This window comes from Paenibacillus sp. oral taxon 786 str. D14 (assembly GCF_000159955.1).
In the GTDB taxonomy this organism is placed as follows: Bacteria; Bacillota; Bacilli; order Paenibacillales; family Paenibacillaceae; genus Fontibacillus; species Fontibacillus phoenicis.
Genome location: NZ_GG695980.1, coordinates 64129 through 79319 on the forward strand (window position 1 = coordinate 64129; position 15191 = coordinate 79319).

A 15191-nucleotide genomic window follows, 5' to 3' on the forward strand; every position below is an offset into this window, starting at 1 on the left:
AGGGATCCAAGTGCTCTCAAATATTTATTGCCTCCTCAAGATATCCAAACCTGATAATTCGCTTTCACCCTGGTCGCGATCCATTCATTAACATCCCATAGATCCGCTACAGGCTGTTTTGTATAAGCAAGTGTCGGCATATAAGGAACAGGTCCGAATTCCGGTGTCATCGTGCTGACGGATTCGCCTTGAGAAAGTCGGTAGCTGAATATGCGCTTCCACCAGCCCTCAAAGCGTTCTCGTTCCGCTGTCCATTCCGGCGCTCCGGGATGCGGAACCTGAGGACCTTGCGAGAAGCCAATTCTGCCATGAATATGATGCGTATGAGTAATGGCCAGGGCGATCTCCTCCTCCATATCTTCAAGGAGTGATTCACACACATTCGTCCAATGGCTAAAATCCGCGGTAATGCGTAATTGCGGGAACTTGTTCAACAGCCTTGCTGTTGTCCATGGCGAAAACATTGCCCGATGCCTGTGTGTCTCATGTGCAACCACAATGGCATTGTCAGACTCTATACGCAGCGCCGCGTCAAAGAAACGATCCTGCTCACTGTCGCTCATGCGATCTCGAGCGCTGTGCGAAACAATAAACTGCGGCTGGAAACCGATAGCTCTCTCCACTTGCTTCTTAAAAGATTGAATATGATCTTCACCGTCTGTGAAGATCTGGGCTATATAAGAAAGTGAGTAGGCTTGAAGCGCTTCACGGAATTCTTCCTCCTGCTCAGGCAGAGGCATAGGCGCTTCAATGCCGGTATAACCCGCATCCGCTGCCCGCTTGAATTGGTCACGATACGTGCCTTCCATTCCCCATAATGCTTTATATAACTGTAGTTTCATGAATATCTCCTTTTTTCGAGCTATGCATATGCAACTTATACTAATCGAGCTCAAACACCCGTTCCTCACTAATCGGGTCGTAAATGGCAATCATACGACACGGTGATGCCAACGCCTTCCCCCGTTAAGAGTGCTATCTGCCCATCCAACCGCCATCCACCGTTACAATAGTTCCGGTCACATAGTCTGAAGCAGAGGAAGCCAGGTAAATAGCTGCCCCGTTCAGATCCTCTGGTCTTCCCCAGCGAGCTGCAGGAATTCGATCTAGGATCGCCTTGTAGCGGTCAGGGTCTTGTCGCAGCTGCTCGGTATTATCAGTCTCGATATAACCAGGTGCAATCGCATTCACCTGAACCCCCCGCGAGGACCATTCATTAGCCAGTGCCTTGGTCAACTGTCCGATACCGCCCTTACTTGCCGCATATCCCGGTACGTTGATTCCACCCTGATACGTAAGCAAAGAAGCGGTGAATATGATTTTGCCCGCACCTCGCTCCAGCATTCCTTGCCCCATCTCCCTCGCCAATATAAACTGGGAGTTTAAGTTCACCTCGACGACGTGATCCCAATAATCATCTGGATGTTCCGCTGCCGGCTTGCGCATAATCGTACCGGCATTATTCAACAAAATATCAATATCAGCATGCTCTTCCTTCACCTTGGCGATGAAAGCATACAAAGCTTTACGGTCACTGAAGTCGCAGGCATATCCGGTGAAGCTTCGCCCTTCATTGCGAACCTCTTGCTCCACTTCGCTACCTGACTCCTCCAGTGTTGCACTGACTCCGACAATATCCGCTCCAGCTTGTGCAAGCGCAACTGCCATCGACTTGCCAATGCCTCGCTTGCAGCCTGTCACTAATGCTTTCTTGCCACGCAATGAGAATAATTCCAAAATATCCATCTTGCTACCTCCCACTTAATTGCATTGGATAAGAATCTTCATAACACCGCTTCCTGATTCCATCTGCTCGAAGCCCTCTTGAATCTGCTCAATCGGGTAAATCTTGCTGATAATACGCTCAAGCTGGAGCTCACCGCTCGCCGCAAGCTGAATCGCTTGCTCGAAGTCCTCATGTTCGTACACACGTGCGCCTAGTAGCTGAATCTCTCTCCAGAAGAAACGATGCAAATCCACTGGAACAGGCTTACTGAAGATACCTACGATTACAATTCGTCCTCTTACCTTAGGCAGCTTGGTCATAACCTCGGCGCCAGCGAGCGATGAGGTTACCTCGAACACAACATCAGCCCCTTTGCCGCCTGTAGCCTCCTGAACGTATTCCGCCAGATCCTGCTCATTCGAGTTACAGATTTCAAAGCCCATCTCAGACAGCAGTTGGAGCCGGTATGGATTAATCTCCGCAACGACAACTCTGGCACCAGCGGCACGGGCAACGAGTGCGATCAACGTACCAATCGGTCCTCCACCAATTACAACAACATACTCTCCAGGCGCCACCTTACCCAATCGAACGTCATGACACGCTACTGCCAACGGCTCAATCATTGCACCATGCTGCAAGCTGAGATCATCAGGCAGCATATGCAGTGTGCTGGCCGGTACAGTCCAATATGATTGGAAAGCACCGTCTGTCTCGATTCCCATAAACTTAAGACGATGACAGATATGACTGCATCCATCCTGACAAGCAGGACATTCACCGCATGGCCCTAGCGGCCTTACAGTTACTCTGTCTCCCGGCTTATAGGATGTCACCTCCTTGCCGACACGCTCGATTACTCCCGACATCTCGTGACCCATCACTTGCGGCAGCGTTACACGATGATCCATATGCCCGTGATAAATATGCAAATCCGTACCGCATATGCCTGCATAGGCCACCTTTATTTCAACCTCACCAGGTCCTGGTTCTTTGCGCGATCCAGCTCCGACTACAATGTTTTTATTTCCCTCATAAAATGCAGCTTTCATTCTGTTCACTCCCTGTTATATCATTAAAATATTTGCTTATAAGGCTGTAATAGCTCCCATCGGAATTCCACACCAGTACCTGGTACATCTGGCGCTACAGCTCTTCCATCTTGAATGACAAGCGGTCGTTTCGTATATTGATCGATCGGGAAACTGTGCACTTCCAGATAAGAAGCATTCGGCATAGCTGACATCAGACTGACATGGAGCTCCTGCATGCCATGTGTGCAAACTGGCAAGTTATAAGCATATGCCAGATTCGCAATCTTCAACCAGCCTGTAACACCACCAATATTAGAAGCATCCGGCTGAGGGAAATCAATCTTGCCCCGAGTAATCATATTTACAAATTCATAGACGGTATGAAAATTCTCTCCTGCCGCAATAGGTAAGCCTCCCTCTGCACCGATACGACGATACCCATCATAATCATCGGGAATCGTCGGCTCTTCCAGCCAAAAGATATTATATGGTGCTAACAGTTGTGCTGCTTTAATAGAGGTCTCGACTGACCATTTCATGTTAGCGTCAACCATAAATATCCGATCTGGTCCAATCAACTCTCTGACAGCTGCCACTCGTTCAATATCCTCAACTAATCGTTCTTGACCCAGCTTGATCTTGACTGCCTGGAACCCCTTGTCCAAATAACCCTTAATATTGTCCAGCAGCTTATCCTTAGTGAAATTTAGATCGATCGCACCCGCATAGGCTTTTGTAGAAGAAGCATGACCGCCAAGCAGTTTCCATAAAGGCTCGTCACTGCTCTTCCCACGAAGATCCCATAGGGCAATATCGATAGCCGAGATCGCGAACGAGGCGATTCCTCCACGACCGACATAATGAATCTTCCAATTCATCTCTTCCCAATGCTTCTCGATGCAGCTGGCGTCCTTCCCAAGCAAAAATGGCTTCAGATCATGCTCGATCATCTGACAGATCGCCCTTCCACCAACACCTCCGGTATAGGTATATCCAACCCCCTCACTGCCATTCTCCAACACAATCGTGACGGTAATCAATTCGAAGTGAGAATGAATGCCATGTCGTGCATCTCCTAGTTGCTCCACCAAAGGTACGAGGAAATAGTCGGTTTGAATATCAGTAATTCTCTTTCTTTTAGCCATTGTGTTCACCCTTTATTATCATTGATCAGAAACCAATCGTTCCAATTAATTAAATGTTATTACACACAATGCGTTTAGTCAATATAAAATCAGAACAACGTACCATTTTATAAATAAGATTGACTCATATCAAAACATTAATTAAAATAACGGAATAGAGATGAAATGAAAGAAGGTGCTTTCTTTGAAAATTGAAGCGAATAAAACAAATTCTACGTTAGAACGTGCATTATTTCTGCTTGAGCAGCTGTCATTAAATAAAGGCGGATCCGGAATCGGTGAATTATCGGAAGCGACTCAGTTGCCCAAGAGCACAACACATCGCATACTGGAGACACTTATGAAGGCTGGGTTTGTGATGCAGGAACCGTCAACGGAGAAATATTTTGTGGGACTGAAGGCCATAGAAATCGGTATGGCAGGACTTCATAACATTGATCTGGTAGAAGCTGCGATTCCTCATTTACAGGACTTGGCTGAGCAAACAGGCCAAACTGCGTTTCTCGCCGTCTATAATGAAGGTGAAGTAATCTACATTTATAAAGTAGACGGAAGCGCATCCGTCATTATGAATGCGATTCTCGGTTCAAGAAACCCCGTTCATTGTACAGGTCTCGGGAAAGCCATTATGGCGTACTTCTCGCTTGAGGCTGTCGACAAGATTATCAACGAAAAAGGGCTCAAGCAATATACGCCAACGACGATAACAGACCATCAGCAATTTCTTCAAGAGCTGAGCAAGATCCGACAATCGGGCATTGCCATCAATCGCGAGGAATACGATGATGGATTAAGCTCCATCGCTGGACCCATCTTTAATTATACAGGCAAGGTCATTGCAGCCATCAGTGTAGCCGGGCCAACCGCTCGCATATTTGAAAAGCAGGATGAACTGGAATCGTATGTCAAGGAGAAGTCCTCTCTTATCTCCAAACGACTAGGTTTCGTGCCTTCCATGCGCTCCATCTACCTTTCCTAACTTCTACAAAGGACGTTGGCTCTTGAGCCAGAGTCCTTATTTATTGTGTGCATACAAGAAGCCGAGCGTCCTTGCAGACAACTCGGCTCATCCCTCTTAATCCTTCTTTTGTTTCGCTTTCTTCCCTAACCAGAGAACCTCCGGATTAATCTTGTTCGCATAATAATGCTTATAATCCTCAACCGTTCTGAATTTGAGAATATGATTCCATTTCGTGTGAACATTATGGCACAAGCCCCAACGAATGCCCTCCAACGGACTACGATCTGTATCCTCTGTCCGAAATGGTCCTGCCGCTTCAGGTGGATTCTTGATAACGGCTTCAATTTCGAAGTTAATGCCGTCAGGTGCATATTGAATCGTATTTTTCTCCGGGCCATCTGTCGAGAGAAGTGCAGCCATGCCGCCTCGATAGTGCCAAAGCAAGGTTTCGTGACCGCTATTGGTAACCGGATTATATTCCGATTTCACGTATGGACCCTCAGGATGATCTGAGATCGCTACCCCCCATTTGGTTGTCCGTCCGCCAAAGTTCATCTCTTCACCCTTCTGCTCACCTTTATAATACAACCAGAACTGATTATTATAATAGAACAGAACAGGATCATGCACCTTCAAACTGTCGAAATCGCCTTTATGCTTCACCGTCAAGCGATTATCATCATCACCGAACCATTCGCCGTTCATTGCAGGACGAAGAATAGGAGCATCGAGCTTACGCCACGGACCTTCTGGAGATTCCGCTACTGCCATTGCAATATTCTCATACTTTCTAAGTAGATATTGTCCTTCAATGACTTGATACACAAGATAAAACTTGCCATCATGATGCAGAATTTCCGGCGTGAACACACTTCGGTCATCGTAGGACCCCTTCGGCCCCCGTCCGACTGCCATTCCACGTTCAGTCCAGGTTGTGCCATCTGGAGAGGTGGCATACCACACATCGGATTGATCCCACGGGAACACCTTACTATCCGGATCGCCTGTGTTAAAACCAACGGCTTCTCCTACCGACTTCGTATACCATACATAATATAAGTCTCCTACCTTAATTACACTACTCGGATCACGGCGATGAATTCCCTCTTCATACCCCAAGCCTTCGACAGGCTCATACTTAAACTCACAGAACCAGTCAGCATTTTTTGTATATTGTTTGGCTCGAATTGTTGCAGCGCTTTCTTTTTTCATTCCCATACCCTCTCTCTTGAATTTTATAAGATATAAAACCATTCTACTATAAATTAAATATAAATTTCGGAATACATTTCGTTTTGTTTGACATTTAGATTATAACTCTCTATTCTATTTTGGTCAAGAATATGTGGAAGAATACAATTCAAGAAAGAACCCCAGCCTGCATGCAGACTGGGGTTCGCCAATTGTGATCTTATACATCCTTCTTATAGACAATAGGATTAAGCTTGCTTGCCGCCAGATCGCCAGGAGCTAGGCCTGGAAGCCACTTTTGCAGGTCTTTCTTGCGGGCATTCGTATCCGGCTCAATGACCTTTGCGCCATCTGCGTAATAGATAACTGTCATGACCTCGCGCATAGTGTTGGTCGGATTGCCAGGTGCGCTGTGCAGCGTCCAGCCGTAATGCCAGGTTGCGTCACCCGCTGCCAGTGCACCATAATTTTCAACCTCAAGACCTTTGGCCTCGATATATTGACCCAACGTTTTTTGTGATTCATCAGAAATAGCCAGCTTGCTAATATAACCAAATTTATGGGAGCCGTTCGCAAAGTTCATCGAGCCCACATCCTCAGAGACTGGAACCAACGGCATCCACATCGTGATGAAGTTATCCGTATCTACAGGCCAATAGATTTGGTCCTGATGCCAAGGCGTGATTCCGCCTCCCGGCTCCTTGAACAGCGCCTGGTCATGATAAATTCGAACCGCATCTACCCCCATCAGCTCGGCTGCAATCTTGGCGAACCGGCGCGCAAATACGAAGCGTTGGATTTCAGCGGATTTTTCCCAAATATTAGATATTTGGATAAAAGCTTTGCCATAAGTATCTCGCTCTTCTATCGGCTTATCATGATAATTAAGCTCTTTCACTTTCTCCCCGATGATAGAACGGTATACGGCAACCTCATCGCTCGAAGCTACCTGATTCAGCTTGATATGTCCCTTTTCTTGAAACTGTTGAATTTGCTCCTTGGAAAGCTGATAATCACTTGAAAGCTCTGGTAGATTATTCAAATCCGACATCCCTATTCACTCCTCGAAATGTTTTTGACTCTTGATATCCCTTATGTTATCATGTCCATACTTCTTTGTAATTGAACTATTGAGGTCAATAGTTGTACTTTACCGACTTATTAAACAGGAGGGAAATTATAGTGCAGTCATCATCGCAAGCCAAACAATTAAACCCGGTTGTGCATTGGGCACAGCAACATAGACAAGCCAAGGAACGCGTCATTGAACGGCGTATTCGGGATTTTGAGATCCTGCTGCTGGAACATGGTGAAGTCGAGGTACAGATCGAATCGGAGCCTTCGTATTTAGTTCAACCTGGTCAGTTCTTCCTGCTGCCCGCAAAACTCAAGCACCGGGTAGAGGTCCTATCGGATCCGGATGCGCTGTTTCTAGGCGTTCACTTCGATTTTTACGACGAGCTTCGTATCACTAAGGATGAGGACATCATTGTTTCCGTTGATCATGAAGACGATGATTATTATTGCACTATGCCGGATATGGCGGAGTTCCATGAATGGATGACCACCGGCAGCATGCATACAACCTCCGAGGTATACAGCGTGCTGGAATCCATCATCCATGAATTCACTCATCGGCCCGCCGGGTACATGATGTGTTGCCAAGGCCTGCTGCTGCAGCTGTTCTCTCATTTGTCAAGAACATTCCGGCATCACCAGCATCGGGCGAATGCCAGTGCAGGCATGCAGCTGGCAATCGCCGAACTTGCCTCTGCTATTGAGCAGAATGTGGGGGATCGATGGTCCAACGAGAAGATGGCGGACATGCTAAACATCAACGTGGATTATATGGGACGTCTGTTCAAAAAATGTATGGGCGTCAGCCCAAATAAATTTGTCCAGCAGATCCGTCATACTGAGGCGAAGCGCCTGCTCCGCGATACAGATGGCACTATCGAATGGATCGGCCATACGATCGGCTACTCCGACGTGCATTACTTCGTTCGGATATTCCACAAATGGGAGGGTATGCCTCCAGGCGAATATCGCAAGTTCTGCAGGCTGCTATAGTCTCTGTTATGCATGATAATCCAGTAGCGAAATATTATTCATAATGAGTAATCCACCGGCAACGACAAGCGGAAGCATATTGGAAACCCCTGTCATCAGGTGCTTATAAATCCCGTTACGCTGCGGCTTTCTTGTTTGTGTCTCTTGTTTTGTCTCCTATTTGTTTGGTGCCGCTTCCTTCGCCAATGCTTCCTCCAGCAATCCCTTTGGATTCCGAATGGCCTCCGCCACAGGAAATTTTAACGATCGGCTTTCCTTCAAAACGCGCCTCCTGAACATCCGTATCTGCAGCAATAATAATCGCATGTGCAGCTTCAATTTCTTCCTCCGTAATACCGCCCTCGACTCCCATTGCCTCCCACTTTTCAACCTTCAAAGAAATATTCATCTCTTTGGCTGATTGCTCTAAAGCTTCAGCCGACATATAAGTGTGGGCAATCCCTGTCGGACACCCTATTACCGCTAATATTTTTTATTCATTAATCTCCCCTCCCATGTCACACTGGGTCTAAGCCCTCACATTCCTTCGTCCTGCCTCTCAAGGGGTGGACGCCGCTTCTTGCTCCTTTACTGGGTCGTTGCCCTTATGGAAATTGTTTCTGTGGCTACTCCATGCTTCTGTTGTCGTGATTGAAAACCTAAGTGATGCAACTGTTGATGTTTGAACCTTCTATGTTGATGTTTGAACCTTCTATTATGCTGCCATCTGAAGCTGGGACTGGCGTAACGGCCCCAAAACATCGATAGGGTTGTAACGAATTTGTTTTGTCCCCAACGTGTATAACACTCGAATGAGTTTTCCACATAGGGCGACGATGGACTGCTTCTTTTTTAATGGATTGTTTGCACGTTTTGTGTAATATTCATGCAATGCTTTAAACTCAGCGTTTTTCGCTACCATCGGCAGTACCGCCCGGAACAACAATGCCCGAAGGCGGGATCGTCCACGTTTGGTGATTGTGGACTTGCCCTTCCTCTTGCCGGAGCTGTTTTCTTTCAGGTTGAATCCGGCAAGACGTATGATTTGTTGACCGTGATCGTAGCCTCGTAGATCTCCGACTTCCGCCATAAATCCGGCCAGCGTGACGACTCCGACCCTTGGTACCGTCAGCATTTCTTCGGAACCGGGAACTTACCCAAGCAGTTGTTCCACCTGTTGCATGATGTCTTCAAGTTGCCGGGCGAATAATTCGTATTGCTCCAATAAAGCCTTCAACTCCATCTTGGCTGCGACGATACCTTCGGTTAGTCCGATGGAGGATTTGGCGGCTTGAACCAATTGCTCCACTCTCTTCATCCCTACAGCACGTTTCACGTCTTGCTTCCAACGCTTCAGAATCGTATAGGCGCCTAGAGATACGATGTCTTGTGGCGTCGGAAACTCAGACAGTGTGATAAGCGATGCTTTGCCTTCCCAGTCTTTAAACACCTGTTGGTATTCCGGAAAGAAGCGGTCAAGCCAGTTTTGAATCCGCCTTTGGACTTGCCCGAAATTCACCATCACTTTTTCCCTCAGATTCATCAGGATGCGTAAGTCCGCATAGACGCTCTTTGGGAATTTCGGTTCGGTGTACTTTCCGTTTCGGATCAAATCCGCGATCACTTTGGCATCTTTGTAATCGTTTTTCGTCGGTGAATTATCCTCAAGCTCTTTGCTCTTATTCACATGGTGGGGATTAACGACAATCGCTTTAATGCCTTCATGCTGCAGAAATTCCGCCAGCGGGAACCAGTAGCGTCCGGTCGGCTCGATGCCGAAGATCACATCGGTTTTGGCACATTGCCTCTGAAGTTCCTTCATCCACGATCGGCTCATCAGCACGCAGCGTTGCGTGATCCCCTGCAATGGCTTTATTATTGGAAGAAGACGGCAAGAAGGAATATCCCGTGCGCGTTGTGCTCAAAAACCGCGGTATCTTTGGGGTCGCTGGTCTGTACGAAGTTTGGCGGGATACGCGCGGCGAGCCGCTTCGCACCTGTACCCTCGTCATGACGGAGGCGAACCCGCTGATCGGAGAATTTGAGAGCCGGATGCCGGCGATTTTGTCCCCCGAGGACATGACCCGGTGGCTGGATGAAGGAATTAGTGATCTCGACGCGCTGGACCCGATCCTGCGGCCACATGCAGCAGAGGAGATGCAGGCCTACCCCGTGACGCCGCCGATCGACAACAACCGGTACGATTCCGATGAATGCATCCGGGAGATGGATTTGGAGTTAGCTTGGGTGAAGCGTTAAGCGGATAAGGTCGACATCGAAAAAAAAAGCAAAATCAGCTCTTGGACGATTGTGTCCAGGAGCTTTTTAGTTTGCTTTGAAGTTGTCCATCCTCCTTCATTCCGCGTTATCGGCATGTGACCGGAATCACCTTGTCGCTCTTTTCACAGCGTTATCTTCAAATAGAGAGGGATTTGATAAGAAATATAGGATTAGGAGGATGCAACATGGAGAAAATCGAGGTTAATTTTGAAAAAATGTACTATGGTTTTCCGGTCATTCTAACCAGCTTTTACGATGAACATGGAGTTGCACACGTGACGCCGTCTTCGTCCTCTTACTCACTGAAGGACCTGATTGTTCTGGGCTACAACAGCAAGGGCTATGCCGCGCAGCATCTCAAAGCGGGAGCCGACTTCGTGGTGAACCTACCGGATCTCTCCCTGCAGGAGTCGATTAACTACTGCGGTTCCCGTTCCGGTGCAGAGGGCAGCAAATTCGCCGCAGCCGGTTTGACACCGGTAGCTTCGGAGCATGTCCACGCCCCGTCGATCCAGGAATGCCCGATCTCCATCGCTTGTCGGGTCGTTGAAGTTGTCGAAAGCGAACAGTTCCCGGGCCTGACCCATATTTTTGGACGAATCGTCAGCCGCTCTGTGGCCAAGGACTATTTGAGCGCGGAGGGACGTTTGCTAATTGACAAGCTAAATCCGGTGATCTATGCCGGGGATGGAGTTCACAAGGGGTTACGGTTTTTGCAGGAGAGCTGACAGCGCGGCGGTCGCCTAGCAGCAATTCCTTTCGTGCGAAAAAAAGCTGCTTCTTCGCTTCTATAGCGAGGGAGCAGCTTTTTGCTTTACTCATCTAACAGCCAACGCCGCAGCACGTTCGCGTGATTATACACCGGGTCCTTGGCGGCATACAGCAAGGTGACCGGACGTTCACGTGCGATATCGCGGATCCGGTCCGCGAGTACGGCACATTCCGGGCGGCTACTCAATTCCCGCAGATAATTGGCGCTAAATTCCGCGTACCGTTCCATTCGGTGCGCGAATTCCTTGCGCAGCTCCGGGCTCGGGGCGATCCCCTTCATCCACTCGTCAATCGCCGCATCGGCCTTGCTCATCCCGCGCGGCCACAGACGATCCACCAGGATGCGATATCCGTCTTCGGGAGCCGGTGGTTCGTAGATCCGTTTGACCCGGATCTGCCCATGCCGCACTTCGTCAACCGTTGGCATGCCTGCCTGGGCGCCGAACTTCGTCACGGCCACCGGCACCGATTCCTTGAATCCCGCGGTAGGCGATGAACTGGAACACGTTCGAAGACGTCCCCGTCATAAATGCGCCCACCATAAAGAGCAATATCCCAATCAATAGGAACGGCTTCCGCCCGTACATATCGGACAACTTGCCGACCAAGACAGTAGCAATTGTGGACGTCAGCAAGTAAATGTTAATCGTCCAAGTATAATAGTCCATGCCGTCCAGAATCGAAATGATTCGCGGCATGGCTGTGCTCACGATCGTCTGGTTAATGGCGGCGAAGAACATCGCGGCCATGATGGCGATCATGATCGAAACTTTACGTTTAAGTGATAAATGTTCCATGAAGTTTCTCCATCTCCGTTATGATTTATTTTCTATATTTGCAAGCACCACGCCAAGAATTCGCCGCAAATGCTGTAGATCTTCCTCATGCAACTGATCAAAAATCCCCTCGAGCATCTCCTTCTGCCGCTCGGTGATCTGATTCATGATTTCTCTCCCCCGATCGGTAATCGAGATGTTGACAACCCGGCGGTCGTTCTCCCCGCGTTCACGGTTCACATATCCTTCCGTGACCAGCCGGTCCGTAATTCCCGTGATGGCTGCGGAGGTAATCCCCAAGCTCTCTGCAATCTGTGATACGGTATGCGTCCCGGAAGTATTGAGCATGTAGAGCATCTTATATTGCGGAAAACTAAGGTTAAACTCGCCCCCGCGCTTGTTCCACTCCTGGGTGATCGCCTTGAACAGCATTCGAAACATCGAGGTAACTTCGAACAGCTCTTCTTTTTTCACCAACGTGTCTCTCCTCCTTCCTGCCTTGAGCCGTTCGATTCGATTCATTTCATAATTTAATTACTTTACTACTTAAATATTTTAGCGGTTAATAATATACTCCTTAATAATTTTCGCGTCAAGCTTTCGTCTAAATATACTTTTGGGCAACACAAAATGAAAAATGTTGTATACCCTGTCCCTTCCTTTGCGCCCCCCTTTTGCACCATTATCCCTTTCGTTCAGTAATTGGGGATTTATTCATTTAATTTATAGGGGATCATTTCATCCGACCTTTTAGAAAAAGATGGGGGTTGGAATATTTTTCTTGATGAACGAACATGCGTTTGGTATAATAATAAAAAAGAACAAATGTGCGCATTTCTGATTGTGGAGGGATCGGACATGGAGATCAGTACGAGTTCAGAGCTCCAATCTTTTAGCAGCCGTTTTCGAAGCGAAGACGACTGTATCGAGGCGATCATCGCGATGAAGTGGCCAAATGGCTTTGTCTGCCCGCGCTGTGCTTATACCGACTGCACCCGTCTGTCCACTCGACATATTCCTTTATTTGAATGTGGAAAATGCGGCTATCAAGCCTCGCCGTTGGTGGGTACGATATTTGAAAGAACCCATTTGCCTTTGGTGAAGTGGTTCCAAGCACTGGAACTGTTTCTGCTTCCGGATGGCATCTCGGCGCTGCGGTTGAGTCAGGTAATCCAAGTGACCTACAAGACCGCTTGGCTCATGCTGCACAAAATCCGTCATACCCTTGGCGAATGTGAGGCGAAGGTTTTGCTCTCTGGAGAAGTAAAGGTGAGCCGCGATCAGTATGGGACGGATCCCAAACGCTTTCATCCAGCTTTTCAGCCTTATGCCACTGCCGTCGTCACCGGCTGCACGGTCACGGAGACTGGCGAGCCCGAGCGAGTGAAGATTCAACTGATTCCGCATAAAAGAGGGGGCGAGCAACAGGCTGACCGGAGCGATCTTGAGGCATTCATCAACAAGTATGTCGATGGACAACATACCTCAACCAAGCGGTGGTTTCCTTTCGCTTATCGGATGTATCTGCCCTTGCGGAGAGTCGTGAGACAAGCAAGAGACTCAATCCGACGCACGTATGTCGCCTTGGGAACAACGCATTTGCAGGCGTATTTGAATGAGTACACCGTCCGCCGTTACCTGCGCATGACTTGTTCCGAGGAAGAGATGCGCCAAAACCTGCTGCAAATGTGCTTGTCCATTCCCGCCATCCCTTACCGCCAGTTAATCGCACATCATCGGAACCATCCGTCCATTGCAACCGCAGCTTAATCCATCTTGCAACGGCTGCTTAATCTCTCGGCACAACAGGCATCGGGAGAATCCATAATTCAGCATGCAGATTTGCACTCGAATCTATATCTGATTAACCATTTCTAAATATTTACTTTAATATATATTTTTCATATATATTATGATCTATATCGAAATCTACTTTTAGATCCATGTTTTTATATACAAAAATACCAATATCAATATCTACTCCTTTTCTATATACCTACTTCTTTATATCTACTCCTTTTAAATTTTAACTTTGGGGCATCTTACTCTTCTTTGCTTTTTCTTTTTTTAATTTTACTTACGGTTACTCCTTCTCTTTATTCACCACCTGATGCAACGGGATAATCCTTCAAAAAGGGGGATCGGATAGACCAACTCTTCCTCCTCCCCCGCAGCAAGAAATAACCGCTCACCCAGCCGCTTGGCCAGGGAACGGTTATTTACACCAACTATACGCTATCTCTATTCTTCTTCCTTAAATATCGGCTGGATGGTTAGCTCAAAATCGAACGACTCCTCGGCAAAACGGTAAGGCTCTGCGAGCTGCGGGCCGCAGGAGCCGGAGCCGGCGCCGCTCAAAATAACGTTACCCATCGCATGGCTATATTCGCAAAGGAACAACGGTTTGGTGCTGTTCTCATCGAGGGCATACCGCTCGATCTCCTTCACTGAAGGGTACATGCGGCTGTCCAAATCCAGGCAGGACGTGTCCGAATTGCTGTAATACCGGGGATCCGCTCCTTCGTAATGCACTAAACGTGAGGCGTCCCGCGCTTTTGTCCATTCCGCCATGACGATATGGTTATCCCCGTATCCGGATTCATTGCCCATGGACCAGATGATGACGGAGGCATGGTTTTTTATCCCGTTCGACCATGCGAACCGCCCGTTCCACGAACGCTTCTTTCCAATCCGGATTGTTCGACAACTTATGGAAAGCCCCTGCTTCGAGTTCACCGGTTCTGGTCACACCATGGCACTCCAGATCCGCTCATCAATGACGTAAACCCCGAATTCATCACATAGATCAAGAAACTTCGGGTCATTCGGATAATGCGAGGTCCGGATCGTGTTAATGTTATGCCGCTTCATGAGCTTCAGGTCTGCAATCATATGGTTCACCGGAATGGTCTGCCCCAGCTCCGGATGGGAATCGTGGCGGTTCACTCCCTTCAGCTTCACGGCGCGGCCGTTGATGCGGAAGATGCCATCTGTGATCTCCACCTTTTTGAAGCCAACCCGAAAACGCAGCACTTCTTGACCCGCTGTCAGAATCAGCTCATACAACCGGGGTTGCTCAGCATTCCACAATTGAGGCTGCGGCACGTCCAGCTCAATCGCCTCTTTGCCGTCGATTTGTGCCTCATGACGTCCGATCAGCTTACCCGCCGGATCCCGCAATTCCGCTTGCACCGTCAGGCTGCCCGTCGTTTCGATCTCTGACCGCAGCTTGCCTTCGGATAGGTCGGAAGGCAGCAA

14 protein-coding genes and 3 pseudogenes are annotated in these 15191 nt (G+C 48.2%); 5 read left to right on the forward strand and 12 right to left on the reverse strand.

All coding sequences use genetic code 11. From position 1 onward, the window contains the following. Positions 1-35: 35 nt before the first annotated feature. The 4 genes from POTG_RS13955 to POTG_RS13970 form a co-directional block, all read right to left on the reverse strand. Positions 36-842: a sugar phosphate isomerase/epimerase family protein gene (locus POTG_RS13955; RefSeq protein ID WP_036645469.1), complete on the reverse strand. Its 807-nt coding sequence runs from the start codon at positions 840-842 to the stop codon at positions 36-38. Between the two features lie 133 nt (positions 843-975). Continuing rightward, positions 976-1746 (reverse strand): SDR family oxidoreductase, encoded by a 771-nt coding sequence (locus tag POTG_RS13960; RefSeq protein ID WP_009225477.1) that lies wholly within the window; start codon positions 1744-1746, stop codon positions 976-978. A 15-nt stretch (positions 1747-1761) separates the two neighbouring features. Beyond that, positions 1762-2778, reverse strand: a complete 1017-nt coding sequence (locus tag POTG_RS13965; RefSeq protein WP_036645471.1) for a (R,R)-butanediol dehydrogenase — start codon at positions 2776-2778, stop codon at positions 1762-1764. A 23-nt stretch (positions 2779-2801) separates the two neighbouring features. After that, entirely contained in the window at positions 2802-3905 is a 1104-nt protein-coding gene (locus POTG_RS13970; RefSeq protein ID WP_036645474.1) for a mandelate racemase/muconate lactonizing enzyme family protein, read from the reverse strand. Between the two features lie 175 nt (positions 3906-4080). Here POTG_RS13970 and POTG_RS13975 point away from each other — a divergent pair, with 175 nt between their 5' ends. Further along, positions 4081-4884 carry an IclR family transcriptional regulator gene (locus POTG_RS13975; protein WP_260842983.1) on the forward strand — a complete coding sequence of 268 codons (804 nt, stop codon included), beginning with the start codon at positions 4081-4083 and terminating at the stop codon, positions 4882-4884. Positions 4885-4980: 96 nt separating this feature from the next. Here the strand turns inward: POTG_RS13975 and POTG_RS13980 are convergent, their stop codons facing one another. Then, a complete protein-coding gene (locus tag POTG_RS13980) occupies positions 4981-6078 on the reverse strand; it encodes a glycoside hydrolase family 117 protein (protein WP_143811925.1) in 1098 nt (365 codons plus the stop codon). A gap of 199 nt (positions 6079-6277) precedes the next feature. Then, the gene (locus POTG_RS13985) at positions 6278-7108 is read right to left on the reverse strand and encodes a phytanoyl-CoA dioxygenase family protein (RefSeq protein WP_009225482.1); all 831 of its coding nucleotides are present in this window, start codon (positions 7106-7108) and stop codon (positions 6278-6280) included. A gap of 131 nt (positions 7109-7239) precedes the next feature. Here POTG_RS13985 and POTG_RS13990 point away from each other — a divergent pair, with 131 nt between their 5' ends. Beyond that, a complete protein-coding gene (locus POTG_RS13990) occupies positions 7240-8127 on the forward strand; it encodes a helix-turn-helix transcriptional regulator (protein ID WP_036645477.1) in 888 nt (295 codons plus the stop codon). A 115-nt stretch (positions 8128-8242) separates the two neighbouring features. Here POTG_RS13990 and POTG_RS24875 read toward each other — a convergent pair whose 3' ends face one another. Further along, positions 8243-8551 carry a hypothetical protein gene (locus POTG_RS24875; protein ID WP_009225484.1) on the reverse strand — a complete coding sequence of 103 codons (309 nt, stop codon included), beginning with the start codon at positions 8549-8551 and terminating at the stop codon, positions 8243-8245. Between the two features lie 270 nt (positions 8552-8821). Further along, positions 8822-9934, reverse strand: a pseudogene (locus POTG_RS25405) (IS110 family transposase); the annotation flags it as partial. 38 nt (positions 9935-9972) lie between these two features. On the opposite strand from POTG_RS25405, the gene POTG_RS14005 reads away from it, so the two are divergent. Both POTG_RS14005 and POTG_RS14010 read left to right on the forward strand, forming a co-directional pair. Then, a complete protein-coding gene (locus tag POTG_RS14005; RefSeq protein ID WP_009225486.1) occupies positions 9973-10365 on the forward strand; it encodes an SOS response-associated peptidase in 393 nt (130 codons plus the stop codon). Between the two features lie 206 nt (positions 10366-10571). Further along, positions 10572-11114, forward strand: coding sequence for a flavin reductase family protein (locus tag POTG_RS14010; RefSeq protein WP_036645480.1), 543 nt, complete (start codon positions 10572-10574; stop codon positions 11112-11114). An 86-nt stretch (positions 11115-11200) separates the two neighbouring features. On the opposite strand, the gene POTG_RS14015 is transcribed toward POTG_RS14010, so the two are convergent. From POTG_RS14015 to POTG_RS14025, 3 genes and pseudogenes are all read right to left on the reverse strand, one after another. Then, on the reverse strand, positions 11201-11584 hold the full coding sequence (locus tag POTG_RS14015; RefSeq protein ID WP_009225488.1) for a DUF488 domain-containing protein: 384 nt from the start codon (positions 11582-11584) through the stop codon (positions 11201-11203). Between the two features lie 31 nt (positions 11585-11615). Further along, positions 11616-11954: pseudogene (locus tag POTG_RS14020) on the reverse strand (MFS transporter); the annotation flags it as partial. Positions 11955-11972: 18 nt separating this feature from the next. Then, positions 11973-12407, reverse strand: a complete 435-nt coding sequence (locus tag POTG_RS14025) for a MarR family winged helix-turn-helix transcriptional regulator (protein ID WP_379401793.1) — start codon at positions 12405-12407, stop codon at positions 11973-11975. Positions 12408-12791: 384 nt separating this feature from the next. On the opposite strand from POTG_RS14025, the gene POTG_RS14030 reads away from it, so the two are divergent. Then, positions 12792-13703: a transposase gene (locus POTG_RS14030; protein ID WP_036645483.1), complete on the forward strand. Its 912-nt coding sequence runs from the start codon at positions 12792-12794 to the stop codon at positions 13701-13703. 471 nt (positions 13704-14174) lie between these two features. On the opposite strand, the pseudogene POTG_RS23915 reads toward POTG_RS14030, so the two are convergent. After that, positions 14175-15191: pseudogene (locus POTG_RS23915) on the reverse strand (glycoside hydrolase family 2 TIM barrel-domain containing protein).

Coding starts and splice junctions, on each gene's coding strand:
- POTG_RS24875 (WP_009225484.1), bottom strand. CDS start 8,551: ATGTCGGCTGAAGCTTTAGAGCAATCAGCCAAAGAGATGAATATTTCT.
- POTG_RS13965 (WP_036645471.1), bottom strand. CDS start 2,778: ATGAAAGCTGCATTTTATGAGGGAAATAAAAACATTGTAGTCGGAGCT.
- POTG_RS13955 (WP_036645469.1), bottom strand. CDS start 842: ATGAAACTACAGTTATATAAAGCATTATGGGGAATGGAAGGCACGTAT.
- POTG_RS14015 (WP_009225488.1), bottom strand. CDS start 11,584: ATGCCAACGGTTGACGAAGTGCGGCATGGGCAGATCCGGGTCAAACGG.
- POTG_RS14030 (WP_036645483.1), top strand. CDS start 12,792: ATGGAGATCAGTACGAGTTCAGAGCTCCAATCTTTTAGCAGCCGTTTT.
- POTG_RS13980 (WP_143811925.1), bottom strand. CDS start 6,078: ATGAAAAAAGAAAGCGCTGCAACAATTCGAGCCAAACAATATACAAAA.
- POTG_RS14005 (WP_009225486.1), top strand. CDS start 9,973: ATGGCTTTATTATTGGAAGAAGACGGCAAGAAGGAATATCCCGTGCGC.
- POTG_RS13970 (WP_036645474.1), bottom strand. CDS start 3,905: ATGGCTAAAAGAAAGAGAATTACTGATATTCAAACCGACTATTTCCTC.
- POTG_RS13985 (WP_009225482.1), bottom strand. CDS start 7,108: ATGTCGGATTTGAATAATCTACCAGAGCTTTCAAGTGATTATCAGCTT.
- POTG_RS14010 (WP_036645480.1), top strand. CDS start 10,572: ATGGAGAAAATCGAGGTTAATTTTGAAAAAATGTACTATGGTTTTCCG.
- POTG_RS13960 (WP_009225477.1), bottom strand. CDS start 1,746: ATGGATATTTTGGAATTATTCTCATTGCGTGGCAAGAAAGCATTAGTG.